The organism is Gammaproteobacteria bacterium, from assembly GCA_024235095.1.
GTDB lineage: Bacteria > Pseudomonadota > Gammaproteobacteria > Competibacterales > Competibacteraceae > UBA2383.
This window is the reverse complement of sequence record JACKNC010000001.1, coordinates 1663841-1689268: the sequence shown is the minus strand read 5'-3', so window position 1 is coordinate 1689268 and position 25428 is coordinate 1663841. Positions and strand designations below refer to the sequence as shown.

The following is a 25428-nucleotide window of genomic DNA, read 5'->3' as shown; positions in this document are numbered from 1 at the left end:
ACTAAAGCGCCTCCGTCAGAGCGACGACCAGGTCCGGCCAGGACTCGCCCGTCAGGCTCAGATTCAGGCGCACCAACTGGGGGCGTTGCTCGGAACTCGTCCATTCAGAACGCCAGCGCGGCGGTTCTGGATCATAATTCCGTTCAGTGCCGAAATAAGCCCATTCAATACCCGTCACCCCTTCCAGGAGCACGGTTTCCTTATCCACATCAGAACCCCTGTCAGCGCCGGAATTGTCCGACAGATAGGGGCGCCAGCGAATCCACAACCGGTGGTCGCTGGCTTCAACCCGCACCCGATACAAACCGCCCTGACCCAGTTGAGTCAGCATTGGCGCCACAAACTCAATTTTGTCCGGTTGCCCGGTGAACACCACAACGCTTTTCCGCTCCTCGGTGATTTGACGAACTGTGATCGACTGCATGAGTTGTCGACGCAGGAATTCCTGGGTCAGCCGCAACCGGTTAGTGGCTTCGGCGCGTCGCTCGCCACTCTCCCAGCCATTCAGCCCCAGCCGCAAGCCGCTATAGAGCACCACCAGCACCAATCCCATCAAGGTGATGGCGACGACCAGTTCCAGCAGCGTGAAGCCCGTTTGGCGCGTGGCGAGCGGCATTATCTTCAACCCCGGCCCGGTGGCTCAATCGGCGCCAGTCGCAAGGTCTCCAATACGACTGAACGATCCTGGACCAACCCCGGCCAGTACACCTCGACACTGATTCGGTAAGCCCGAAATCGAGGTTGTTCCGATTCCGGCATTCCTTCGGTATAGGCGCTTACCACACTGCGCCAGGAAAACTGCTCATTGACCGGGCCGCTATGCTCGCCTTCAGCCAGCGGAACTTCCCGGCCGATAGCCGCCAGGATCGACTCAGCGTACAAAACCGCCCGGGTATAGTCATCAGCGACGCCGGCATTGCGCAAGCCCGTCGCGAAGACTTGCAGCAATACGCCTAGGGAAATGCTGAGAATGGCGAAGGCCACCAGCACTTCCAGCAGAGAAAAGCCGTGCTGACGACCGGGGATCATTGCGGTTGCACATCCTGTTCAGCAATGGCAATCGCGCCGGTCAGCCAGTCTACGTTGATTCGATAGGCCAGTTTAGTGCTGCTGACCGTGATAGCGCCGCCCGTAGAACTACCATCCGAGAAAAAACGGATGTTGCCCCTCTCACCATCAAGCAATTCGGATTGCGCAGTATAAAGATGGAGGGCAACGCTGTTCGGCAAGGCGATCTCATGGGTATCTCCACTGACCGCAAAGCGATGTTCCGCCAGATTCAGCGTTAACACGGCTTCACGCTGATGAGTGATGGCGGCGTTGCGAGCGTTGCGCAAGCCAGCCGCCAATTGCCGCGCTGCGCTGCGCAGTTCCGTCGAGCCGCTCATCCCCGACAGCAAGGGCGGCGTCAGCGCGACCAGCAATACGCCAATCACCAGCGCCACCAACACTTCCAGTAAAGTAAAACCCTGGTCATCATTCAGCCCCCCCTTTAGCAAAGGGGGGTTAGGGGGGATTTTGGCTGCGTCGCCCGTGCGCAATCCCCCCCGACCCCCCTTTTTCAAAGGGGGGAGGTGTTGAGCCGTTCCTTCATTCACATCCAACTGACCACATCCTGGTTCTCGCCATCGCCACCCTCAGCATTGTCGGCGCCCAGCGAGTAAAGATCGAAACCGCCGCCACTCTGCTGACCAGGTGCGCGATACTGATAATCATTGCCCCAGGGATCCTTGGGGACAATGCTTTTGCGCAGGTAGGGACCGTTCCAGTGGTTCGCGCCCTGTGGTTGGACAACCAGCGCCTGCAAGCCTTCGTTCGTCGTGGGATAGCGCCCCATGTCCAGTCGAAAAGCGTCCAGCGCCGTGCTGAAATCTTCAATTTGCAACTTGGCGGTCTTGGTATTGGCGCCACCCAGATATTTCATCACCTGTGGCCCCACCAACCCGGCCAATAGCCCCAGAATCACCAACACGACCAGCAACTCAATCAGGGTGAAACCGCGCGAGCGGCTAAGACTCTCTTTTTTCATCAGATACCTTTCAAAAAGCCAATTCATTCAAACTGAGAATTGCGACCAGAATCGACATGATAATGCCAGCGATGATCACGCCCAGTCCTAAAATCATGGCCGGCTCCAACAGGGTCAGCAACCGCTTGACTGCCGTTTGCACCTCTCCATCGTAGGCATCGGCGATCTGGATCAGCATTTCCTGTAATTGGCCGGTTTCCTCGCCGACCCGAATCATCTGCACCGCCAGTTTGGGAAAGCTCTCAGCATCCTGCAACGGTTCAGCCAGTCCCCTTCCGGTCTTGACGTGTTCGGCGACTTCACCAAGCGCGGTCGCCATCACTTGATTGCTGAGCGTTTCCCGGACGATGGTCAGCGCGTTCAATAGCGACACCCCATTGCCGAGGAGGGTTCCCAAGGTCCGCGACAGTCGAGCGGTTTCTACCTTGCCGATCAGATCGCCCACTAGTGGCAGGCGCAATAGCCAGCGATCCCAGCGGGCGCGGCTCTCGGGTTGGTTCAATTGCCGGCGCACCGCTGCCACGGCCAGCATGATGAACAGCGCCCCGGCCCACCAGTAATGACGGAAGCCATCGCCAACTGCGATCACGATTTGCGTCGCCAACGGCAGCGCCTTGCCAGCGTCAGCGAACAGTCGCTGGAACTGCGGCACCACGAAGGTCAGTAGAATGATCACCGATAACGCCGAAACCGTCAGCAAAATCATTGGGTAGATCAACGCCGATGTCACGGTTTCCCGCAGCGCCTGCGACCGCTCCAGGAATTCGGTCAGTCGTTTCAACACAACTTCCAGCGCGCCGCCTGCTTCGCCAGCGCGGATCATGTTCAAGTAGAAGCGCGAGAACGCGCCCTGCGCCTCCAAGGCATCGGCCAGCGAAGAGCCGCCGCGCACCTTCTCTTGCACTCGCTCCAACAGGGTTCGCGCCTGTTCGTCATCGGCCACGCCGATCAGAATAGTGAACGCCCGATCCAGCGGCATACCGGCATGAAGCAAGCTGGCCAATTGTTGGGTCAGCAGCATGATCGATTTGCGGGAGAGTGCCCGGCGTTTGCTGAACAACGGCTGACCGAGGCCACCGCGCAGGAAGCCGCTCTTAGCCTCGTTGACCGATAACGGCAACAATCCCTGATCGCGCAGTCGCTCAATCGCTGCTTCCGGAGTAGGCGCCTCGATCTCGTCGCGCAACACTTCGCCGGTATTGTCCACCGCTTCATAGCGATAGCGGGGCATATCAGCCCTCCTGTTCCTGTTGCGTCGTGACCCGCAGGACTTCCTCAATGGTTGTGTGACCCGCAACCACCTTGCGCAACCCATCCTCGTACAGGGTGTCCATACCCTCTTTTTGAGCCTCGGCTTGCAGCACCGTCGCATCCGCATGTTTCAGCACCAGCCGCCGCAGGGGATCGCTCATGATCAGAAATTCCATGATCGCCGCCCGGCCCCGATAACCGGTTCCGCCGCACTGTTCGCAACCAACCGCCTTGTACAAGGTGATGCCGCTCCCTCTGTCCTCCGTCTCAACAAACCGCTGCAACCGCATTTCCTCGACCAGTTCCGGTAAAGCCGGATAAGGTTCGCGGCAATGCAGGCAAAGCAATCGCACCAGGCGCTGAGCCAGAATGCCGTTGATCGTCGAAGTCAGCAAATAATCGTCCACGCCCATGTCTAGCAGCCGGGTCACGCCGCCAGCGGCATCATTGGTATGCAGGGTCGACAGCACCAAATGACCCGTCAGCGCCGACTGCACTGCAATGCCCGCCGTTTCCAGGTCGCGCATTTCGCCGATCATGATCACATCGGGGTCCTGGCGGACGATGGAGCGTAGAGCGTTGGCAAAGGTTAAGTTGATTTGTGGCTTGACCTGAATCTGGTTGATGCCTTCCAGTTGGTATTCCACCGGGTCCTCGACGGTGAGAATTTTCCGCTCCGGGGTGTTCAAGGTTAACAAGGCGGTATACAGCGTTGTGGTCTTGCCGCTTCCGGTCGGGCCAGTGACCACGATAATGCCATGCGGCATCATCAATACGTCCAGGAAGCGTTTGAGGGTGCGCGGGCTGAAACCGAGCGCCTCGAAGTTCAGCACCATGCTGGCCTTGTCGAGAATACGCATCACCACGCTTTCCCCCCACAAGGTTGGCACGGTGGAGACGCGCAGATCAATCTCTTTGCCCTGCGCCCGCAGTTGAATTCGCCCATCCTGTGGCAACCGCCGTTCGGCGATGTTCAACTTGGCCATAATCTTGATGCGGGAGATGACGGCGGCTGACAGCCGGGACGGCGGCGATTCCACCTCGCGCAACACGCCATCCACCCGGTAACGCACCTTGAGCCGGTTCTCAAAGGGTTCAATATGGATATCCGAAGCCCTTGAATCGACCGCGCGGGCGATCATCAGATTCACTAAGCGGATAACCGGCGCTTCGCTGGCCAAGTCCTTGAGATGTTGAATCTGTTCTTCGTCGGTAAGATCGTCGGCCAGACCGATGGAATCCACGATTTGGCCCATCGCCGAACGTCCGCTGCCGTACAACCGTTCAAAAGCGACTTCCAATTCCGAGGGAATGCCGACTTGCGGCAAGATCGTTTTGCCGGTAGCCAGCCGCAAGGCCGAAAGCACATATTCATCCGTGGGATTGGCCATCGCTACGACTAATCCCTGTTCTTCATCGGCCAACGGGATCGTGCGCGACTCCTTGAGAAAGCGTGGCGAGACCGCGCCATTAATCGCTGGCGCATCAGGATAGTCAGCAGGCCGCACCAGTGGCAACCCGAGTTGCGCCGCCAGCGCTTCGGCTAGATCACGCTCGGAAACCAAGCCCAGCTTGAGCAGAAGAGTATCCAGGTTTTCGCCGGTACCTTCCTGTACGCGCCGGGCGCGTTGCAGGTCGGTATCAGCCAGTTTCTGGTGGTTAACCAGCAGTTCGCCAAGATCAACGGACATGGGTGGAAATCAGGGCTTAGGAATTAGACGACAAAAGCTGTCTCAAGCCTTCCTGCCAGGGACGAGGCTGAATGCCAAAGTTTCTGGCCAGGCGCGAACAATCCAGCACCGAATTGGCCGGACGGGCCGCGGGGGTTGGGTAATCAGCAGTGGTAATAGCCGTCACGGTTTTAACTGGCAGCGGCTCTTGTTCGCGAGCCATTTCGACAATCGCGCTGGCGAAACCATGCCAGGTCGTCGCGGGGTGCCCACAGTAATGATAAGTACCCCAAGCGGCTCTGGCGTCGATTTCGGTGATGCGTCCCGCCAGTTCCAGCAAGGCGTCGGCAATGTCGCCGGCGAACGTCGGGCAGCCGTACTGATCAGCGACCACGCGCAATGCCTCACGTTCTCGCGCCAGTCGCAGGATGGTTTTAACGAAGTTGTGGCCGTGAACACCGAATACCCAACTGACCCGCAAAATCAGATGACGTGGACATAACGGGCGCACTGCTTCATCGCCAGCCAGCTTGCTTGCGCCATAAACGCCCATTGGCGCGGTTGGATCATCCTCGACGTAGGGACTTGTTTTCGCGCCGTCGTACACGTAGTCGGTGGAAATATGCAGCAATGGAAGGTTCAATCGGGCGCAGGCGGCAGCGAGATGGACGGGGCCATCACGGTTAACCGCAAATGCTTGTTCCGGGTCCTGTTCAGCTTTATCCACTGCGGTGTAGGCCGCTGCATTGATGACAACGTCTGCATTGCTGGCGTTCAGAGCCTGATCCACGGCGGCGGCATCGGTAATGTCCAGTTCCGCCTGATCCCAGGCCAGCACGTTGTGACCTAACGCAAGCGCGCGCCGGGTCAATTCCCAGCCGACCTGACCTTGTGCGCCAATGACAATGATTCGCATGGACTTATCCTTCGTAAACCGGCAAATCCTCAACCGTCTGCTCAGTCAACCGCCGGTTCTGCTGATCCTTGCCCGACAGCGATACGTCACTCAACGGCCAAGCGATGCCAATCTCTGGATCATTCCAGGCAATGCCGCGCTCGGACGGCGGATGGTAGTAGTCTGTGCACTTGTAGAAGAAATCCGCTTCCTCCGACATCACGCAGAACCCGTGGGCAAAGCTAGGCGGAATATACAATTGCCGGTGATCCACATCGTCCAGCACACAACCATACCAGCGTCCGAACGCCGGCGAACCCCAGCGAATGTCGACCGCAACGTCAAACACCGCGCCACGGGTCACCCAGACCAGCTTGCCCTGGGGTTGCACTAATTGATAATGCAAACCGCGCAGTACGCCCCGCCGGGAGCGGGAATGATTGTCTTGAACAAAACGCTCCGGCATTCCAGCTTCCTGGTAACGCGCCGCCTGCCAGGTTTCCATGAAAAAGCCGCGCGCATCGCCAAAGACTTTAGGTTCCAGCAGTAACACGCCCGGCAGGCCGGTTTCAATCACTTTCATGACACGCTCCCCGGTTGCAGCAGTTCCTGTAAATACTGACCATAGCCATTTTTGGCCAGCGGTGCCGCCAGTTGCGCCAGTTGCTCATCGTCGATATAGCCCATGCGCCAGGCAATCTCTTCCGGACAGGAAATCTTTAAACCCTGCCGTTGTTCGACCACCTGCATGAAATTGGCCGCCGCCAGCAACGATTCATGAGTACCAGTATCCAGCCAAGCGTAACCACGTCCCAGCAATTCGACATTCAACGCGCCGCGCTCCAGATAGACCTTGTTGACATCGGTAATCTCCAGCTCGCCGCGCGCCGAAGGCCGAATGTTCTTGGCAACATTGACTACATCATTGTCGTAGAAATACAGCCCGGTTACCGCATAGTGCGACTTGGGCTGTTTTGGTTTTTCCTCGATATTCATGGCTCGGCCCTGGGCGTCAAAGCTGACGACGCCGTAACGCTCGGGATCACGCACGTAGTAGCCGAATACCGTAGCGCCCTGCTGACGCGCTGTCGCCCGGCGCAGCACCGTGGACAGACCCTGACCGTAGTAAATATTATCGCCGAGGATCAGGCAGGCCGGATCCGCGCTAATAAAGGTCTCGCCGATCAGAAAGGCTTGCGCCAGCCCCTCGGGACTAGGCTGCGCCGCGTAATGGAAGCTCATTCCCCATTGGCGGCCATCACCGAGTAGACGCTGGTACGCCTCCTGATCGTGAGGAGTTGTGATAATCAGAATGCCCCGAATCTCCGCCAGCATCAGCGTGGCGATCGGGTAGTAGATCATCGGTTTGTCATAAACCGGCATGAGTTGTTTACTGACGGAAACGGTCAGCGGATGCAACCGGGTGCCGGAACCGCCGGCCAGAATGATGCCTTTGTATGCCATACCCTACTATCCTTCAATCCTCCCCCGCCAGCGGGAGAGGGAGCGAACGATGACGCTGAATTACCTCATCGAAGCGGGAATCTTAACGGTTTTCCGGGGAGGCTGAACAGTCGTTTTTGCCGGGCGTCCTCGTCCAGAAAACGCCTCCCGCGAATGGTGCGGCCTTGCAGCAGGTTCAGTACGGGCAGGGGAGGATGCATGGCCTCTGGAGGGGCCGCGACCCGGCATAGAGCCGCGATTGCGTCCGTTCGGGATCGGTTCGGCTTTGATGCGCGGGTCGGGTTCAAAGCCGGGAATGACTTCCCTGGGTACAGAGCGCTTGAGCACCTTCTCGATATCCGCCAGCAATTTATATTCGTCCACACAGACCAGCGAGACCGCTTCGCCCTCAGCGCCAGCGCGACCGGTGCGTCCGATGCGATGGACATAGTCCTCCGGCACATTGGGCAATTCAAAATTGACCACATGCGGCAATTCAATGATATCGATGCCCCGGGCGGCAATATCGGTCGCGACCAGCACCGGCAATGCACCGCTTTTGAACTGCGCCAAGGCATGGGTGCGCGCCGACTGACTCTTGTTGCCGTGAATCGCCAGCGCGGAAATACCGCCCTTGGTCAGTTGTTCGGACAAGCGGTTAGCACCATGTTTAGTGCGAGTAAAGACCAACACCTGCCGCCAGCGATTCTCACGAATGAGATGGGCCAGCAATTCGCGTTTCCGTTCGCGATCCACCAGATGGACGCGCTGGCTGACCGCCTCAGCGGGCGCATTGCGGCGTGCGACTTCGATCAAGGCCGGGCGGTTGAGCAGGCTATCGGCCAGGGTGCGAATCTCGTCGGAGAAGGTTGCGGAAAACAGCAGATTCTGGCGTTGTCGAGGCAACAGCGCCAACACTTTTTTAATGTCGTGAATGAAACCCATATCCAGCATCCGGTCGGCTTCATCCAGCACCAACACCTCGACTTGTAACAGATTGAGTGTCCCTTGTCCGACATGGTCCAACAAGCGGCCCGGCGTCGCCACCAGGATATCTACCCGGCTGCGCAATTGTTGAATCTGCGGTTGGATGCCCACGCCACCAAACATGACCATCGATTTTAAATTCAAATACTTGCCATACTCACGCACACTCTCCTCGACTTGTGCGGCCAGTTCACGGGTTGGCGTAAGAATCAGAGCGCGGATCGGCGCGCGGCCATTTTTATTATTGCCACTATCAGCGGCGAGGCGATGCAGGATCGGCAAGGTAAAACCAGCAGTCTTGCCGGTGCCAGTTTGCGCGCCGGCCAGTAGATCGCCGCCCGACAGCACAGCGGGGATCGCCTGCCGCTGAATCGGGGTAGGAACGGTGTAGCCACGTTCAGTAACGGCGCGAACGAGAGCATCGGAAAGTCCAAGTGATGAAAACGACATGAGACTCCAGAAATAGAAACAACATCGGCCTGCCGCCGGGATTCGGCGCCAGTCTGCGGCGGATGAAATGAGGTTAACCAGGATGGGGCGCGGCGCAGGAGACTGGAGCAATGCCGCGATGAGGCAGTTTAACAGGATTCGGGAGATTAAGCTTATGGGATTCTATTATTCCCCCACCTATCTGTCCGTCAAATCTCCCTCCCAGACCCAGGCAGGGCTGTTAAGTTTTCATCAAGCCACAATAATGGTTCTTCGAAGATTCTTGTGGAACTCACACTGTAGGTCGGGCAAAAGCGTAGCGTTGCCCGACAAGAAAGCCCATGTCGGGCACGTCCGGTGCCCGACCTACAGATTGCTACGGATTGCTGCATCAATTCCACAAAAAGTATCGAAGAACCACAATAATTTCTAACAATTTTTTGATGTTTGATGCAAAAATATCGAACCTGCCTTAATTGATTCAAAGTCATTCTGGCGAATAATGTTAATCGCTATAGCAACCATTTACATGTTATTAAATTTTAAAAAAATTTATAATTTTTGTAAAAATTTTGATGAGATTTTATTGGTATTATAAATATTCAACAATCTGTATAAGATTGCTATACATCTTCGGTTGTAGCAGCAAAAAAATTAGGATCGTAACTTCTCAGCCAATTGCAAGCGTTGAGTCAGCACCACCCGGACCGCTAGAAACGCCAAGAGCGCAATCCCCAACCGGGTCAAACTGCGGTCCGACCCTAGGATCACATAAAGCCCGCTTAAACTGACTGTCAAGCGTAAAATGAAACTCCCCGCGATCCATAATGCTGGATGTGGATGTCCCGGTAACCGGCGCAGAGTGAACCACAGACCGGCGAAGTAAAACAGACCCAGCACGGTCCCTCCCAGCGCAGCCAGCAGCCCGCTCAGGAATTCAGTCATTACGTTGCTCCCGATCTTTCGGACGCTGTCTATGCAACCATCGCCAGGCATTAGCGCAGCCGAGCGCAAGTCCAGCGGCTAACAGCGTCAGCGTCCAGGAATGCGGGCCTGGCCAATTCCGGTCCAGCCACAATCCCAGCAATGCACCCAGCACGGTAGGTAAGGCCACCGACCAGCCTACGGCGCCAAAGAGGCCTAGCCCGAACCAGATGTTGGGTCGATCCGCCTGCCGCGCGCGTTGCTTGCGAGACGCTTTGCGCCCGATCTGACTCGGTAGAGGATCGAAACCCGTCATCGCTGTTTTTCTCCTGAAATGACTGAAGGTTTTGAAATGCTGGCCAAGCAACGCGTCGGTAAAAGAACCTTGCTACTCATAAGAATAGTCAGCATCTCCGGCGTCATGTTCGCCAAAGGGTTTAGATTTTGCACAAAATCCCGCTCGGCGCCCGTTTTTGTATGCACGTCAAGCCACCCGATGATTTGGCTCTATCGCGCCCGCACCCGACCTACTGGATCAAAGCGCCACGGGCTTTCGATGCGCAGTAGATCCGCTTGTTGGCGAAGATTGTCGGGGAAAGGCGGATAAGGCGCGGCCAGTTTCACAATACGCTGAGCAGCGCGGTCGAGTTCAGCATTGCCTGAGGAACGGAGAATTCGCACGTCTCGCAGACTGCCATCAGCGCGAATAGCAACCTCTAGCAACGGTCCAGTACTCAGACTGAGTCGTCGGGCGACATCAGGAAAGTTCATTTCTCCCACCCGTGTCACCTTTCGCGCCCAGTCCGCCGCATAAAAGCCGGCCACCGAGCGTGTATCAGCCAAAGTAACGCGCTTCGTGCGAACTCCCGCCAGTTGCTGGCGCTGCTTTTCAGTTTCAAGACGAGCAACCTGGCTTAGCAGCGCTGTGCTGTTTAGCCGATCTGGCGGAGGAGAGGGGAGCATCTTAGGACGTTTGACCGAGTCAATTGGTTTAGGTTTTAACCTTTTACTCCTCTTGCCCGCTTGCGGGAGAGGGGGCGGGGGAGAGGGTTTGGTTTTAGCGACTGACGTAGTTGTCTTAGCGCGAGGTTTTAGTGCCAACTTGGATTCAGGTTTTGGTACCAGCTTGGGTTCAGGTTTTGGTACCAGCTTGGGTTCAGGTTTTGGGGCTGGCTTGGGTTCAGGCTTCGGAGCCGGCGCTGGCTCGGGTTCCGATTCAGGCGCCGGTGTGGAAACAGATTTTAGATTGGGCGGCGGCGCGACTGTTTTAGCCGGCAACAGCACTACATCGAACTGTCGCAATGCGGGAAAGCGAAACGTCCACGGGTCAATCGGTACGCCGAACAGCAACGCTATGTGCAGACCCAGCGCCAGCACCAGCGCCAGCGCCCAGCGATGACTTGCATCGTCGGCAGCCAGATGAGCGAAACGAATCAAGTCATATCTCCACGACCGCTAGCGCTGCAATCGTTTTGCAATAGCCGCCATCAAATCCCCGCCGATATCCAATCCAAACTGAGCATCAAGTTCCCGTGCGCAAGTGGGACTGGTGACATTGATCTCGGTCAAATAGTCTCCGATCACGTCCAGACCAACGAACAGTAGTCCCATCTCTTGCAGGCGCGGCGCAACCTGACCGCAAATCCAGCGATCGCGATCGCTAAGCGGGACGCCCTCGCCCCGCCCACCCGCCGCCAGATTGGCTCGCGTTTCACCCACTTGGGGAATGCGCGCCAGCGCGTAGGGAACCGGCTCGCCGTCGATAAGCAAGATACGCTTGTCACCGGCGGTGACTTCCGGTACATAGGTCTGCGCCATGGTCAAACGCCGACCATGGTCAGTCAGCGTCTCCAGAATCACGTTCAAATTCGGATCGCCTTGCCGCAACCGGAATACCGACGCTCCCCCCATACCGTCCAGCGGTTTGACAACGATATCCGCCTGCTCCTCCAGAAACGCCTTGAGCCGCGCCGGTTGCCGGGCGACCACGGTTGGTGGTCCACACTGTGGAAAATGCAGGGCAAAAAACTTTTCGTTGGCATCGCGCAGGCTACCCGGTCGATTGACAATCAATACCCCCGCCCTTTCAGCCAACTCCAGTAAATAAGTGGTATAAATGTATTCCATATCGAAAGGCGGATCCTTGCGCATCAAAATCACGTCGAGTTCGGTCAAGGGCAGATCGCGCTCGTTATAAAAAGTGAACCAGCCATTTTTTTCATCCTTAACGCTCAATCGCCGGGAATAACCAAAAGCCTGGTCGCCGCGCGCATGAAGATTGGCCTGTTCGAAATAATGCAGTTCCCAGCCTCGGGCCTGGGCGGCCAGCAGCATGGCGAACGTTGTATCCTTTTTAATGGTAATGGCGCTAATGGGATCCATTACCACGCCGAGTTTGAGGGTCATGGGCGCTATCCGTCAGGTTAGGCAAGTGGGTTCAAAAGTCCGGCATACGGAATAAACCGCGACTATGATTTAAGATTACCGATTTTGTCATGGCGTCAAGGTTGTTAGTATGCTAAATATCACACTCAAAAAACCAATGTTCTATTGTAGTGTGACGCTGTCGCCGGAAAACTGCGAACCTGGGCGCTGGCTCTTGCATGGATTCAATCCGCGATGATTGGGTCCGAATTTCGTCAGAGGATAGTGATGTGGCAGATGCGGAAGTAACCTCTCCTGCGGCGCCTGCGTCGCCGTTGCATCCCTTCGATGTGTTGCTGAAACTCGATCAGCGCATCCGGGAGCGGGCGCCGGTTGAAACAGCAGGTACGCAGCTGTCGGAGATTCGCGGGCGACTGGCGCTACGCCTCGGTTCCTGGAACCTGCTATTCTCCATGGATGACGTCGCTGAAATCATCCCGGTGCCCCGCAATATTACGCGGGTGCCCGGCGTCAAGCGCTGGTTGCTGGGGATCGCCAACCTGCGCGGCAAGGTGATTTCCGTCTCGGATTTAAGGGATTTTCTGATCGACCGTCCCACCCCGCGACTCCCAGGTAGCCAGATTGTGGTGGTTCGGGCCGGTGAGTGGGATTATGGCTTGCTGGTGGATGAAATTATTGGCATGCGGCACTTCGGACCCCAGCATCGTGTCCCCTCGCTGGAGGCGATCGAGGCGAATTTGCGACTCTATGTGATCGAGGCGTTCCTGAACGACAATCAGCACTGGCTGGCTTTCGATACCGGTAAGCTGCTGGCGGATCCACGATTTCTGAATGCAGCCAGCTAGGCATTGCTGGGGATTTTCCCGTCAGCTACATGGACGGGGACCATAAGATTCTGTTTGATGAGAAATAACAATGCGTGACTCGCGAGATCATTCGGCGTTAAAAGGCTTTTCTGTCACCTATCTGTCATTGCTGGGGGCGCTGGTACTGTCCATCATGCTGATGGGCTTTATTTTTATCCTGCTGGCGGGACAAAGCGAACAAAACGAAACCCAGGTTAACCTGGCCAGCGAGCAGCGCCTGCTATCGCGCGCCATCGTGACGGAGGCGCTCGAAGCGAGGCAGGGTAAAGACAGTGCGTTTGGCCAACTTAAGGAGAGTCGCGACCGTTTTGAACTCATTCTAAATGGTCAACAAAAAGGCAACGATACCCTCGGATTGTCCCCGACGCCACAGGGCGCGCGTTCAGCTCTGGATGAACTGCTCAACCGCTGGAAACCGATCCGCGATGAAATCGACATCATTCTAGCGGGGCGCGAACCGGTAGTGTCGGTCAACAATTTTGTTCCGTTGCTGGAAAGCTCGCTGACGCAGATGAATACCCTGTCCGATGAGATTGCCAAGAGTCTGGCCAGCAATCGGGCCGATCCGCGTCAGGTTTATCAGGCCACCAAGCAGCTGCAGTTGGGCGAGCAAATCGTCATTGACCTCAAGCGAATGTTGAGCGAAAGCGGTTTGGGCGCCGCCACCGCAGCCGACCGCTTCAGTCGTAATGTCAAATTGTTTGGACAGATTTTGCGCGGTATGCGTGAAGGCGGACCAGGTATCGAGCGGGTCACCATTCCCGACAGCGCCAGCAAACTGGCCGACCTTACTGAACTGTTCAAGACGCTTGGGGCGGAAACCGATCGTATTATTCAGAGGGCGCCGGAACTGGTTAAAATACAGAATGCCGCCCAAGGGATCGCTGACAAGGGCGATGGATTGTTGACAGCGGCTACCCAGCTTCTGGAGGCCATCGTCATCGAGAGCCGGCAGATCGCCTTGTTCGGCATCCCACTTGGTTATCCGGCCGCCTACGCCCTGGGTATCATCGCCCTGATTCTGCTGCTTACGCTGTTGTTCGTCCAGAATCGCGAAAGCCGCCAGCAACTGGTTGACGCCGAACAGCGCAAGCAGGAAACCGAAGAGCAGAACCGCCGTAATCAGGACGCTATTCTGCGGCTGCTCGATGAACTGGGCAACTTGGCCGAGGGCGACCTGACCGTGCAGGCCAGCGTGACCGAAGACATCACTGGCGCCATCGCCGATTCGGTCAACTACGCCATCGAAGCCTTGCGCGATCTAGTGTCCACCATTAACAGCACCTCGGGACTGGTTGCTGCCGCTGTGCAGGAAACCAGCGCCATTGCCGACCGATTGGCTAAATCCAGCGAAATTCAGGCCCGGCAGATCGAAAACGCCAGCGCCACTGTCATGCAGATGGCGCAATCCATGGACGATGTATCGTCGAAGACCGCCGCCTCCGCCGAGGTCGCCGAGAAATCGGTGGGCATCGCGCACGAGGGCGGCGACCGGGTGCGCCGCACCATTAGCGGCATGAACACCATCCGCGAACATATCCAGGATACCTCCAAGCGCATTAAGCGACTGGGCGAATCTTCCCAGGAGATTGGCGACATCGTCGCGCTGATCAACGACATTGCCGATCAAACCAACATCCTGGCGCTGAACGCGGCGATTCAGGCTTCCGCAGCCGGCGAAGCCGGGCGCGGTTTCGCGGTGGTCGCCGACGAAGTACAGCGGCTCGCCGAGCGCTCCAGCAACGCCACCAAGCGCATCGAAACTTTGGTCAAAACCATTCAGGCCGACACCAACGAAGCGGTCATCTCCATGGAGAAGAGCACTAGCGAAGTGGTCGGCGGCGCTGGTCTAGCGGAGAAAGCCGGCGAAGCCCTCGAAGAGATCGAAAAGGTATCCGCTAAATTGGCTGAACTGATCGATGAAATCTCCAAATCCGCCGGTCAGGTGTCGGAGATGGCCTCGCGCGTGTCGAGCGCAATGATTTCGATCAACGAAATTACTGGCCAGACCGCCGAGAGCAGTGTCGCAACCGCTTCCGCGATTGGCAAACTGCACCAGTTGGCCCAGGAACTTCGTCAATCGGTGGCGGGCTTCCGGTTGCCTCTGTGAATTCACGAGAACCATGGCTGGATTAAACCGGCGCCGCTGGATTTGCACCCGACAGGTTCCGGATAGCGGCAATAGACCAGGCGAGTTTCCTGCGCGGAGGTAACGATGATAACGTCGCATCGCATCGCCGATAATCCTTTGAGTTTTCTCAAGGATGATCTGCTGCTGGCTCTGCGGCGGATCCACCTTGATCTGGATGCTTACGAGGAAAATCTGACCGAACCGGCCCCGCTGGAAACGCTGGTCGACGCCGTCGAACAAATCCGCAGCCCACTAGTGGTGCTGGAGCATCGGGAGGCGGTGGCACTGCTTGAGGAAATGCGCGCGACGGTCCTGAAACGAGCCAAAGATGCCGCTGCGTCGCTGGATCCAACGCTATTGCGCCAAGCCGCCGAACGGCTAACAGACTATCTGGAAGCCTACTTGTCTCCGGGTAGCCGACAGGCGAATTCGAGTTTACTGGTGGAGACAGCCGCTGCCCTGCGTCAGGCCCGCATGCACGGCTTCGCGGACGATGACAAGCCGGTCGCCGCTTCGGAGGACGACTGGCTGGAGTCTTCGATGGACTTGTACGATGTGCGCGATGTGCTGGCGCGGCTCCAGCGGACGATGCATGATCAGCTAGAAACCGCCGCTGACCAAACGGTGTCCTGGGAGGCGTTACGGGACGATCTGGCCGTTCTCCGCCAATGCTTCGTCGAACGAAACTGGACCCGCGCTATCGAGGTGCTGGACCGTTTGAACCGGATCGTCGATGTGTTGGCGGCTGGTGACGCCGAGCACTATGGATTATTGGTCAGCGGCGTCTGCGCAGAGATTCTGGCCGGATTCAGTTACTCCCTGGAATCCATGAGTCAGGATGCTCGAATGTCGGCGGCGGTTCTGGATAGCGCACAGGAGCACTTAGCGCAACTGGATACCCTGCTGGGACTGCCTGCCGATCTCCATGCCCCCCTGCCGGCATCCCGTTTACAGATGCCGGAAGCGCGAAAAACCGATGAACCCTTGACTGCGTTGCCAGAACTCGATTTGCATCTGCCTGATCTGCCGGGATTTCCAGTAACTGCGACTCAAACCGTACAATCCTCCCCACCGATGCTTGATATTGAATTGCTGGATTCAATAAGCATTGACATGGAATTACCGGAAATCGATGCCAAGCCAGGCAATGGAATAGCGATAGAAGTGGATCGGGAAACGAATGAGTCCGGGGACGCATTGGACGGAGCCGGTGAAGCCGGTGAAGTCGATATGGAGCGTCTGATCCATCTGATCGGGCTGACGGATACCGATCCCGAATTTGCGGAAGTCTTTCTCGAAGAAGCCTGTGGCGAGTTGGATGTGATTCGCAAGCAACTGATTCGCTGGCGAGTGGATTTGACGGATCGACAAGCGCTGACCACGATCCGTCGGGCGTTCCACACCCTCAAGGGGAGCGGGCGCATGGTCAACGCTATGGTGATCGGCGATTTTGCCTGGGAACTGGAAAACCTGCTGAACCGTGTGCTGGATGGCAGCCTGCCGCCTAGTATGGAGATCGTCGACGCTACAGCCGCCGCTGTTGAAACATTGGCGCCGCTAGTTGGGGAAACGCCACTGCGGGGCGGCGAACTGGAGGCGCTGTCAGCACTGACGACGCGATTGAAAGCAGTGCTACAAGATCGGTCTTCCACCGCGCTGGAAGCTACGCCCACAGCAGCGGTGGTGGCTAAGCTACAACCCGCTCCTGCAACAGCCGAACCGGAATCCCGGAAAATTCCTTCCAGCCGGGTCATCTCGCTGGAAGTCGATCCAGAATTTGTCGAGGTGTTTCTTGAAGAAGCGCGCGGCGAATTGGAGGTCATTCGCCAACAACTGGTGCTTTGGCGCGCGAATTTCGAGGATCGCCAGGTGCTGACCATCCTGCGCCGGGCTTTTCACACTCTCAAAGGTAGTGGGCGCGTGGTTGGCGCAACGGTGTTGGGTGATTTTGCCTGGTGTTTCGAAAATTTGCTGAATCAAGTGATCAACGGGACGCAGATCGCCACGCCGGTGATGGCTGAATTGTTTGAAGAAGCTGTCTCTGCGCTGGAAGCGCTGCTCGGCGAAGCTGCGCTTGCTGATGAAACACTGGCGCTGTTGCCAGGACTGACCGCACGCGCCGAGGCGCTGGCGAAGGAATTGCCGGTTGCCGCTCCTGCCGCTGAACCTTTGGAAATCGAGCAACCGGAGGCGCCCGCTGAACCGGTTACGGGTGAAGAGCTGGCGCCGCCTACCGAGACGCAATCTCTTGATGGGGCGACGCCGGCGTCCGTAGTAATTCCACCGCCCATTCCTGAAATCACTGCTCCGGCGCCCGTGGTGGTTCCATCGCCGCCGGTGACCAGCAAGATACCGTCTGCGGAAGCTCAGCCTCCCGAAGCAGCCGTTTCCACGCCAACCCCGGAGCCAGTAACCGCTGCGCCTGTGGACCTGGAGCTGGCGCGCGTTTTCCAATACGAGGCTACGGAAATTCTCGACGCCAGCGATGCTATCCTGCAGCAACTGGCCGATGAACCTGAAAATACCATTTTACTGAACGACTTGCGCCGAGGTATGCATACCCTCAAGGGTAGCGCACGAATGATCGGCATCATGACCGTCGGTGATCTGGCTCATGCTGCTGAATCGGTGCTGGATACCTTGGGCAAAGGCCTGGGTCAGGCGACGCCGGTGGTGCTGGATACCTTGCAGCACACCTTGGATCGGTTGAACCGGATGTTGGCGGAAGCGGCCAGCGGCGCAGGTTTAGCGCCCGCAACGGACTTGATCCAGGACCTGCAGCGGTTAGCCGAAACGGCAGTCGGCAGTGAACGAGTGGAAACACGTCCGGTGGGCATACCGGAATCTGTTTCTACGATTTCCGAAACGCCCTCGTTCCAGACCATGACTGAACTCGACCAAGAGTTAGTCGCGGTTTTCCAAACCGAAGCCTCTGAAGTCCTTGAATCCTGTGATGTTATCCTGCGTCGATTGGGAGAAGAATCAGATAATATTGAATTGCTAGGAGATTTGTACCGCGATTTGTATCGCGAAATACATACCCTTAAAGGTAGTTCGCGAATGTCTGGCTTCATGACCGTCGGCGAAGTCGCCCACGCTACCGAGTCGGTGCTAGGCGCTCTGCAAGAGAAAACTCTGCAGTTATCGACCCCGGTGCTGGATAAACTCCAGAGAGCGCTGGATAGCTTGCATCAGATGTTGACGGACATCCATGACGGCCAGCAACCGGCGGCGCGTCAGGAACTGATCGATGAATTACACGACGTGTTGGGCGGTAAGCCGGTGGAGCGGGTCAAACGAGTTCCGCCTACGTCGGCGGCGGTGGCGCTGGCGGCAGTTCCGAGCAGAGCGCCGGTCGCGCAACTCGCGGGGAAGCCGGCGGCGGCTGCCCCGTCCGATACAATTCGCGTCGGCGCTGCATTGCTGAATACTCTGGTCAATCAAATGGGCGAAAGCAGTATCTTCCGCGCCCGCATCGACCAGGGCGTCAACGCGATGAGTTTCAACCTGAACGAACTGGAGCAGACGATCACCCGGTTGCGTCGTCAGGTCACGCATCTTTCCACTCAAGCCGAAGCGCGCATTCAATCCCGGCAGGATCAGGGCGCCAAAGCCCATCTGCAAGAATTTGATCCGCTGGAACTGGACCGTTTCACCGAGTTGCAGCAACTCAGCCGGTCGCTGATGGAAATTGCCGATGACTTGGGCAATATCGGCAACACGCTGGGCGAACACTCACGGGAAGTCACGGCGCTGCTGGATCAACAGGCCAAGGTGAACAAGGAAATTCAGCAGGGCTTGATGCGCACCGGAATGGTCCGGTTTGGCAGCATTATTCCTCGTCTGCGACGCGTGGTGCGGCAAGCCGTTCAGGATTTGGGTAAACGAGCTGAACTGCTGGTAGGCGGTGAGGAAGCAGAAGTTGACCGCACCGTGTTGGATAGCATGGTCGCGCCTTTAGAACATATGTTGCGTAACTCGCTGGCGCATGGCATTGAGTCGCCTGATCAACGTCGAGCAGCGGGCAAACCCGAGATTGGCACCATCACCCTGAGTCTGCGCCGGGAAGGTGCGGAGCTGGTGCTGGAATTGGGCGATGACGGCGCGGGCCTCAATTTTGCAGCCATCCGCGTCAAGGGCGAGGAAAAGGGCATGTTGGAGCCGGGACAACCGGCCACCCAGGAGGAACTGATTTCCCTGCTGCTGCGCCCCGGGTTCTCCACGGCGGCTTCGGTGACCCAGGTTTCCGGGCGCGGCGTGGGCATGGACGTCGTGAATGAAGCGATTCGAGCCATGCGCGGCGCACTGCTGGTGCATACGGAACCCGGTCAAGGCACCCGGTTTATTGTGCGCTTGCCGTTCTCGCTGGCGGTCACGCAAGCGTTGCTGGTGCAGGCCGGCGAAGGTATCTTTGCAATTCCCCTGTTGAGCATCGAGGTCGTGACCCGGCTCAAGGAAAGCGAGTTTCAAGCTTATCTGACCGGCGAACAGATCCTGCATCAATACAGCGATCGGCGTTATCCCGTGCATAATCTGGGCATTCTGGCCAACAGCGAGCGGATTCTGCCTTTTGAGGAAGTCAAGGACCGGAAACCGCCGGCGCTGCTGTTCCGCAGCGCAGAAGCGAGCGCTGCACTGCAGGTCGAGGCGGTGCTCGGCAATCAGGAAATCATTGTCAAACCGATCAGCCCCCAGTTTAATGGGGTGTCCGGCATTTCCGGGGCTACCGTGCTGGGCGATGGTCGGGTGATTGTGGTGCTGGAGCTGGCGGCGCTGGTGCGTAATATCGGTTCCCAGCGCCAGAAGCAGGCCGAAAGTCGGGCGCTGCGGATGGCGCGTCAGGAAGCCCGCCAGGAGAAGCTCAACATTATGGTGATCGACGATTCAATCACCATGCGCCGGGTCACCTCGCGGATTCTGGAGCGCCATAACATTCATGCGATTACTGCCAAAGATGGCATGGATGCGGTCGCTATGTTGCAGACCCAGGTGCCCGATCTCGCCATTCTCGACATCGAAATGCCGCGCATGGACGGCTTTGAAGTCGTGGCCCATGTTCGCAACCAGAGCAATTTACGACATTTACCGATCATCATGGTGACTTCGCGCGGCGGCGAGAAGCATCGTGAACGGGCGATGCGCCTTGGCGTCAACGATTACCTGACCAAGCCTTATCAGGAAGATCAATTGATTGAATCGATCCGTAATATTCTGGGCGAACGCGCCCTGGAGTTGATGACTTAATGGATGCCTCCCCTAGCCTGCGTTGCCTGCTGATAACCGTTCAGGGCGGACAGGTTATCCTGCCCAACAGTCTGGTCGTTGAAGTGCTACCCTTCGCTACGCCCTTACAGATCGAGGCTGCGCCGCACTGGGTCGTCGGCGCCATGTTGTGGCATAATCTGACCACACCGCTGGCGAGTCTCGGGCGGCTAATCTTTCGGATCACGCCTGACGCGGATCTCAATTCCCGGATTATCATCGTCAATACCCTGAGTACGGATTCCCGTTTGCCGCACTTTGGCCTTCTCGGCACCGCGGCGCCGCGCCCCCTGAATCTGCAACGCGAGGATCTCGACTTTGACCGGGAAATCCCGGATGCCGAGCGTGATCGGCTTGGTGTCCTGAGTTGGGCCAGTTATCAGGATCAGCTGGTGGTGATTCCCGACATGGACGCGATTGAAGCCGTGTTGCGCCCCCTGGTCCGGCGCGCCTGAGTCCGTCCGGAGCGAATATCCCACGTTTCCATGCGGTTGAGTAAGATCAAGCTGGTGGGGTTCAAATCCTTCGTGGATCCCACTGTATTGCATTTGCCTAGTAATCTGATGGGCGTCGTCGGCCCGAATGGGTGCGGAAAATCCAATGTTATCGACGCGGTGCGTTGGGTGATGGGTGAAAGCTCGGCGCGCAGCCTGCGCGGCGAGAGTATGACCGATGTCATCTTTAACGGCTCGGCCAGCCGCAAGCCGGTCGGCCAGGCGTCTATCGAATTAGTGTTCGACAACAGCGAGGGACGCTTGGGCGGTCCCTGGGCTAGTTATGCTGAAATCGCCGTCAAGCGTCTGGTGGGCCGCGATAGCCAGTCGAGTTATTTCCTGAACGGCAGCCGTTGTCGGCGCCGCGACATTGCCGATCTGTTCCTGGGCACGGGCCTGGGACCACGCAGTTACGCCATCATCGAACAGGGCATGATCTCGCGGGTGATTGAAGCCCGGCCAGAAGATCTGCGTCTCTTTCTGGAGGAAGCCGCCGGTATTTCCAAATACAAGGAACGGCGCCGCGAAACCGAAACCCGCATCCGCCATACCCGGGAGAATCTTGACCGGCTCAATGACGTGCGCGAGGAATTGAACCGGCAGCTTCAACATCTCCAACGCCAGGCCAGGGCAGCGGAGCAGTACCGCGATTTTCGCGCTGAGGAGCGCCAGTTGCGCGCGGAACTGCTGACTCTGCGTTGGCGCAGGTTGCAAAACGAAATCCTTGAATTTGAACACGCACAGCGTCAGCAAGAAACGGCGCTGGAAGCCACGCTGGCGGAACAGCGACGGTTAGAGGCTGCTCTGGAAACCGGTCGAGCGCGGCGGCTAGAGCTGAATGAGGTTTTTAACGCGGCCCAAGGGCGCTATTACCAGGCGGGCGCCGAGATTAGCCGGCTGGAGCAATACCTTCAGCACCAACAGGAGTTGCGGCGGCGGCGTGAGGAGGATTGGCGGCAGACCTCGGCGGCATTGGAGCAGGTCGAAACGCAACGGGCGCTGGATGGAGAACAGCGTGATGAGTGGGCGACTACTTTGATGGAAGCTGAACCGCAATTGGCAAGCGCGCTGACCGCTGAAACCGAGGCCAGCGCGGCGTTGTCCGCCGCCGAAAACGCCTTGCGCGAAGGTCAGGCGGACTGGGAAGATTTTAGTCGACGCCGTGGCGAAGCGCAGCGTCAGGCCGAGGTGGAACGCACCCGCATTGAACATCTGGACCATCAGTTGCTGCAAGGCGAACGGCGGTTGGAGCGCTTGCGCTTTGAACAGGAGCAACTGGCTAACAGTGACCTTGAACAGGACTTGGCCGAACGACGGGAAGTCGAACAGGGCATTACTGAGGACCTGCGCAGCGCTCAGGAACAATTGGCGCGCGTTGAAGCAGACTTGAACGCGACACGGGAGATGCGTCAGCAAGTCGAACAGCGGTTACGCTCGGCCCAGGAACGGTTACAAACCGGTCGTGGACGGTGGGCCTCGTTGCAGACTTTGCAGGAAGCGGCGCTGGGACGCCAGGCAAGCGGTTTACAAGACTGGTTGCACACTCAGGGCTTGACCGATGCGCCGCGTCTGGCCGAGCAGTTGGATGTGGAAGCGGGCTGGGAGGTCGCCGTCGAAGCCGCGCTGGCCGGATGGTTGGATGCGATTTGCGTGGCGCAGCTTGATGATCCGGCGCTTGCCGCTAAGGCGTCGCTTTCCCAAGGCCGATTGACTCTATTTGAACCCCCCGGCGACCCAGTCTCCTCTGCTCCCGATCTTCTACCTAATGAAACGCCATCCTCATTGACGGGAGCGAGCTGGGTTGGGAGAGATGAGCGATGGTCTCTGTCGGCCCGCATCCAGGCCCCCTGGCCACTGGCCGGGCTGCTGGACCGAATGCGCACGGTGGCCAACATTACGGAAGCCTTGGCCAGCCGTATGCACTTGCAACCTGGCGAAATCCTGGTGACGCCGGATGGCGTGCTCTGCGGTCGTCATTGGCTACGTTTGGCGCGCGGCGGCGAAGAAGATGGCGTATTGGCTCGGGAACGGGAAATTCGCCAACTGGAAACGCGGCTGGACGGCAATGCCGTAGACGTCGAGCGGGAGACCACTCAACTCGACCAGCTCCGCGACCGGCAACGCGAATTGGAGCAACAGCGCCGCGAAACCCAGCAGGCTGTCAATCAGGGACACCGCAATCAGGCTCACGCACAGAGTGACATCAAAACCGCCCAGGCCCGTTGGGAACAGGCGTGCGCGCGCCGCGAGACACTGGCCGAAGAACAGGCGGAACTCGACGCTCAATGCGAACAGGATCGGGAGCAAGTGCAACTGGCCCGGATGCGGTTGGAGGATGCGCTGTTGATCCTGGAGAACTTGCAAACGGAACAGACAGAATTGAGCGAGCGGCGCGAGCAGTTGCAGGAGGCGTATCAGCAATGCCGCGCCCGGGCCGAGACCACTCGCCAGGAAGCGGCCCGTCAGGCCGCAGCCCTGGAGGCGTTGCGGGTTCGGGTCACGGCGGCTGACCGGGCGCTCGAACGCCTGGATTTGCAGCACCGCCAGTTATTGGAGCGGCGGGATCGACTAGCGGCGGAACGGGTAACGGATAGCGACGAACTTTTGCAGACTGCGGGAGACGAACTGGCGGACTGGCTGGAGACCCGGCTGGCGGTGGAAGGGGAATTAACCGATGCGCGGCAACGCCTGGAGGCCCAAGATGCTGAACTGACGGCAGGTGAGCAGGCGCGCAGCCGTTGCGAACGGCAGGCCGAGGCGCAACGTCGACAAATTGAGGAGCAACGCCTGGCGTCGAGCGAGGGGCGGGTGCGTCAACAGAGTTTGCGCGAGCAGTTAGCCGAGTTGGAGACCGACCCGGAAACCGTGATGCCTACGCTGCCCGCCGAGGCGTTCGAAAGCGACTGGCTCAACCGATTGGAGCAGATTGAGCGGCGTATTCAGCGGCTGGGGGCGATCAATCTGGCGGCGATTCAGGAGTTCGCCGAACTGTCCGAGCGCAAGGACTATCTCGATGCGCAAAACGCTGATTTGCTGGAAGCGCTGGCGACATTGGAAACAGCCATCCGGCAAATGGATCGTGAGACCCGCGCCCGGTTTCGCGAGACATTTGAACAGGTCAATACAGGGCTGCAAACCTTGTTCCCCCGTTTATTCGGTGGCGGCGAGGCGCATCTGGAACTGACGGGCGAAGATGTGCTGGATGCCGGGGTCGCGATCATGGCCAAGCCGCCGGGCAAGCGGATTGGTTCCATCAGCCTGCTGTCCGGCGGCGAGAAGGCGTTGACGGCGGTAGCGCTGGTATTCGCCATTTTCCAGCTCAATCCTGCGCCCTTTTGTCTGCTGGACGAAGTGGATGCGCCACTGGACGAGGCGAATGTGCGGCGCTTCGGCGCGCTGGTGCAGGACATGGCGAGTCGGGTGCAGTTCGTATTTATCACCCACAACAAGGCCACCATGGAAATCGCGGATCATCTGGCCGGGGTGACCATGCAGGAGCCTGGCGTATCCCGGTTGGTGGCGGTTGATGTTGAAGCGGCGGTTCGCCTGGCCGGGGTAGGTTAATGATAACGGTAACAACCTCCCTGAGAGAGAATGCTTCGCCAACATGACAAAAGGTATTTGTTAATAGAGGGCGATTTCAGTATAAACGGCGGTGTGTCGTTTTCCGTTCGCCCTGTAGGGGCTGAACAGGTTTATCATTACTAAGATGCATAGCAGAATGCGGCAGGCGCAATCCGGGGCTTTGAATTCATGGAAATGTTGGATAAAACACAGTTGCAGTGGTTATTGGCGGGCATTGGCGCCGTGGTCGTGGTCCTCATCTATCTTTGGGGGATGCGCGTCCGTATCCGTGAGGGTATCCGCAAACGTCGGCGCCAGCCTTCGCAGCAGAAAGAACCGATATTTGGCGATTCCCTGGCGCCGGAACCTTCCGAGGAGGTCAGCAATGGGCATGACTTTGGCGGGATGTTGATCACCCCGGATCATCCCCTGGCCAAAAAAGCGCTGATCGATGTCGAAATTCGACCGATCTATCGCAACGGAAGATCAGCGCCTGACGATGAAACATCTGCAGTGGACGTCGTTGAGGAACCGCCAGTTACCGAGAGGGATGCGGTGGACGCGGAACCCAAGGTGGAACCTGTCGCGGAGGCTAAGCCGCCGAATGATTCACCCCAGAAACCAGCGATTGCCAAGTCGCCTAAAATGACTGTGGCCCTGACCGTAGTGGCGGTGCCAGTCGGTCAATCGTCCTTTAAAGGATTGGATATTCAGACAGTGGCCCTTGATCTGGATTTCCAACTGGGCGCAAGTGGACTGTTTGATCGCTGCGCGGACCACAGTAGCGGCGAGCCGATTTTCAGTATGGCCCATTTACGCAAGCCGGGCGCCTTCGATTCGCCTTCGCTGGATGCTCTGACAACGCCAGGATTACTGTTATTTATGAGCCTGCCGGGTCCAATGGAAGAGATGAAAGCGCTGGATTTGCTGGTGGTCACTGCCGACCAATTGGCGCAGCGGTTGGGCGGCATGATCTGTGATGAGCGTCGTAACCGACTGACGAACCAGGGACTCTTGCACCTGCGCAACGAAGTCGTCGAATTCCGGCGCAAGCAACGGTTTTGGATGCAGTCTTCGGAGATGAAGGATGGAGGCTAA

General features: G+C 57.9%; 20 protein-coding genes. 6 read left to right on the top strand and 14 right to left on the bottom strand.

Annotation, left to right across the window (positions count from 1 at the left end):
* Position 1: 1 nt before the first annotated feature.
* From H6973_07460 to gshB, 14 genes are all read right to left on the bottom strand, one after another.
* Positions 2-616, bottom strand: coding sequence for a prepilin-type N-terminal cleavage/methylation domain-containing protein (locus H6973_07460; GenBank protein MCP5125465.1), 615 nt, complete (start codon positions 614-616; stop codon positions 2-4).
* 5 nt (positions 617-621) lie between these two features.
* Entirely contained in the window at positions 622-1029 is a 408-nt protein-coding gene (locus H6973_07455; protein ID MCP5125464.1) for a type II secretion system protein, read from the bottom strand.
* Positions 1026-1598, bottom strand: a complete 573-nt coding sequence (locus H6973_07450; protein MCP5125463.1) for a GspH/FimT family pseudopilin — start codon at positions 1596-1598, stop codon at positions 1026-1028. The genes H6973_07455 and H6973_07450 overlap by 4 nt, the downstream gene beginning before the upstream one ends.
* Complete coding sequence (gene gspG / locus H6973_07445; protein ID MCP5125462.1) at positions 1595-2029, bottom strand: type II secretion system major pseudopilin GspG; 435 nt, start codon at positions 2027-2029, stop codon at positions 1595-1597. The genes H6973_07450 and gspG overlap by 4 nt, the downstream gene beginning before the upstream one ends.
* Positions 2030-2039: 10 nt before the next feature.
* The gene (locus H6973_07440) at positions 2040-3260 is read right to left on the bottom strand and encodes a type II secretion system F family protein (GenBank protein MCP5125461.1); all 1221 of its coding nucleotides are present in this window, start codon (positions 3258-3260) and stop codon (positions 2040-2042) included.
* 1 nt (position 3261) lies between these two features.
* Entirely contained in the window at positions 3262-4971 is a 1710-nt protein-coding gene (gene gspE / locus H6973_07435; protein MCP5125460.1) for a type II secretion system ATPase GspE, read from the bottom strand.
* Positions 4972-4987: 16 nt separating this feature from the next.
* Positions 4988-5866 carry a dTDP-4-dehydrorhamnose reductase gene (rfbD, locus tag H6973_07430; protein MCP5125459.1) on the bottom strand — a complete coding sequence of 293 codons (879 nt, stop codon included), beginning with the start codon at positions 5864-5866 and terminating at the stop codon, positions 4988-4990.
* Between the two features lie 4 nt (positions 5867-5870).
* A complete protein-coding gene (gene rfbC / locus H6973_07425) occupies positions 5871-6428 on the bottom strand; it encodes a dTDP-4-dehydrorhamnose 3,5-epimerase (GenBank protein MCP5125458.1) in 558 nt (185 codons plus the stop codon).
* Positions 6425-7309: a glucose-1-phosphate thymidylyltransferase RfbA gene (rfbA, locus tag H6973_07420; GenBank protein MCP5125457.1), complete on the bottom strand. Its 885-nt coding sequence runs from the start codon at positions 7307-7309 to the stop codon at positions 6425-6427. The genes rfbC and rfbA overlap by 4 nt, the downstream gene beginning before the upstream one ends.
* Positions 7310-7369: 60 nt before the next feature.
* Positions 7370-8725, bottom strand: coding sequence for a DEAD/DEAH box helicase (locus H6973_07415; GenBank protein ID MCP5125456.1), 1356 nt, complete (start codon positions 8723-8725; stop codon positions 7370-7372).
* 633 nt (positions 8726-9358) lie between these two features.
* Complete coding sequence (locus H6973_07410) at positions 9359-9649, bottom strand: ATP synthase subunit I (protein MCP5125455.1); 291 nt, start codon at positions 9647-9649, stop codon at positions 9359-9361.
* A complete protein-coding gene (locus H6973_07405) occupies positions 9642-9944 on the bottom strand; it encodes an AtpZ/AtpI family protein (GenBank protein ID MCP5125454.1) in 303 nt (100 codons plus the stop codon). The genes H6973_07410 and H6973_07405 overlap by 8 nt, the downstream gene beginning before the upstream one ends.
* Positions 9945-10135: 191 nt before the next feature.
* Positions 10136-11065 (bottom strand): TonB family protein, encoded by a 930-nt coding sequence (locus H6973_07400; GenBank protein MCP5125453.1) that lies wholly within the window; start codon positions 11063-11065, stop codon positions 10136-10138.
* Between the two features lie 18 nt (positions 11066-11083).
* Entirely contained in the window at positions 11084-12034 is a 951-nt protein-coding gene (gene gshB / locus H6973_07395; GenBank protein ID MCP5125452.1) for a glutathione synthase, read from the bottom strand.
* Between the two features lie 248 nt (positions 12035-12282).
* Between gshB and H6973_07390 the strand changes: the two genes are divergently transcribed.
* From H6973_07390 to H6973_07365, 6 genes are all read left to right on the top strand, one after another.
* Entirely contained in the window at positions 12283-12858 is a 576-nt protein-coding gene (locus H6973_07390; protein MCP5125451.1) for a chemotaxis protein CheW, read from the top strand.
* 70 nt (positions 12859-12928) lie between these two features.
* Positions 12929-14989 carry a type IV pili methyl-accepting chemotaxis transducer N-terminal domain-containing protein gene (locus tag H6973_07385; GenBank protein MCP5125450.1) on the top strand — a complete coding sequence of 687 codons (2061 nt, stop codon included), beginning with the start codon at positions 12929-12931 and terminating at the stop codon, positions 14987-14989.
* Between the two features lie 105 nt (positions 14990-15094).
* Entirely contained in the window at positions 15095-20254 is a 5160-nt protein-coding gene (locus H6973_07380; GenBank protein ID MCP5125449.1) for an Hpt domain-containing protein, read from the top strand.
* Positions 20254-20727, top strand: coding sequence for a chemotaxis protein CheW (locus H6973_07375; protein MCP5125448.1), 474 nt, complete (start codon positions 20254-20256; stop codon positions 20725-20727). The genes H6973_07380 and H6973_07375 overlap by 1 nt, the downstream gene beginning before the upstream one ends.
* Positions 20728-20757: 30 nt before the next feature.
* Entirely contained in the window at positions 20758-24330 is a 3573-nt protein-coding gene (gene smc / locus H6973_07370) for a chromosome segregation protein SMC (protein MCP5125447.1), read from the top strand.
* Between the two features lie 195 nt (positions 24331-24525).
* Entirely contained in the window at positions 24526-25428 is a 903-nt protein-coding gene (locus H6973_07365) for a hypothetical protein (protein MCP5125446.1), read from the top strand.

Excerpts from the sequence above, each read along its gene's own strand:
- H6973_07385 (MCP5125450.1), top strand. The coding sequence starts at position 12,929 with ATGCGTGACTCGCGAGATCATTCGGCGTTAAAAGGCTTTTCTGTCACC.
- H6973_07455 (MCP5125464.1), bottom strand. The coding sequence starts at position 1,029 with ATGATCCCCGGTCGTCAGCACGGCTTTTCTCTGCTGGAAGTGCTGGTG.
- rfbD (MCP5125459.1), bottom strand. The coding sequence starts at position 5,866 with ATGCGAATCATTGTCATTGGCGCACAAGGTCAGGTCGGCTGGGAATTG.
- H6973_07415 (MCP5125456.1), bottom strand. The coding sequence starts at position 8,725 with ATGTCGTTTTCATCACTTGGACTTTCCGATGCTCTCGTTCGCGCCGTT.
- H6973_07440 (MCP5125461.1), bottom strand. The coding sequence starts at position 3,260 with ATGCCCCGCTATCGCTATGAAGCGGTGGACAATACCGGCGAAGTGTTG.
- H6973_07410 (MCP5125455.1), bottom strand. The coding sequence starts at position 9,649 with ATGACTGAATTCCTGAGCGGGCTGCTGGCTGCGCTGGGAGGGACCGTG.
- H6973_07375 (MCP5125448.1), top strand. The coding sequence starts at position 20,254 with ATGGATGCCTCCCCTAGCCTGCGTTGCCTGCTGATAACCGTTCAGGGC.
- H6973_07380 (MCP5125449.1), top strand. The coding sequence starts at position 15,095 with ATGATAACGTCGCATCGCATCGCCGATAATCCTTTGAGTTTTCTCAAG.
- gspE (MCP5125460.1), bottom strand. The coding sequence starts at position 4,971 with ATGTCCGTTGATCTTGGCGAACTGCTGGTTAACCACCAGAAACTGGCT.
- H6973_07405 (MCP5125454.1), bottom strand. The coding sequence starts at position 9,944 with ATGACGGGTTTCGATCCTCTACCGAGTCAGATCGGGCGCAAAGCGTCT.
- smc (MCP5125447.1), top strand. The coding sequence starts at position 20,758 with ATGCGGTTGAGTAAGATCAAGCTGGTGGGGTTCAAATCCTTCGTGGAT.
- H6973_07460 (MCP5125465.1), bottom strand. The coding sequence starts at position 616 with ATGCCGCTCGCCACGCGCCAAACGGGCTTCACGCTGCTGGAACTGGTC.
- gshB (MCP5125452.1), bottom strand. The coding sequence starts at position 12,034 with ATGACCCTCAAACTCGGCGTGGTAATGGATCCCATTAGCGCCATTACC.
- rfbC (MCP5125458.1), bottom strand. The coding sequence starts at position 6,428 with ATGAAAGTGATTGAAACCGGCCTGCCGGGCGTGTTACTGCTGGAACCT.
- rfbA (MCP5125457.1), bottom strand. The coding sequence starts at position 7,309 with ATGGCATACAAAGGCATCATTCTGGCCGGCGGTTCCGGCACCCGGTTG.
- gspG (MCP5125462.1), bottom strand. The coding sequence starts at position 2,029 with ATGAAAAAAGAGAGTCTTAGCCGCTCGCGCGGTTTCACCCTGATTGAG.
- H6973_07365 (MCP5125446.1), top strand. The coding sequence starts at position 24,526 with ATGTTGGATAAAACACAGTTGCAGTGGTTATTGGCGGGCATTGGCGCC.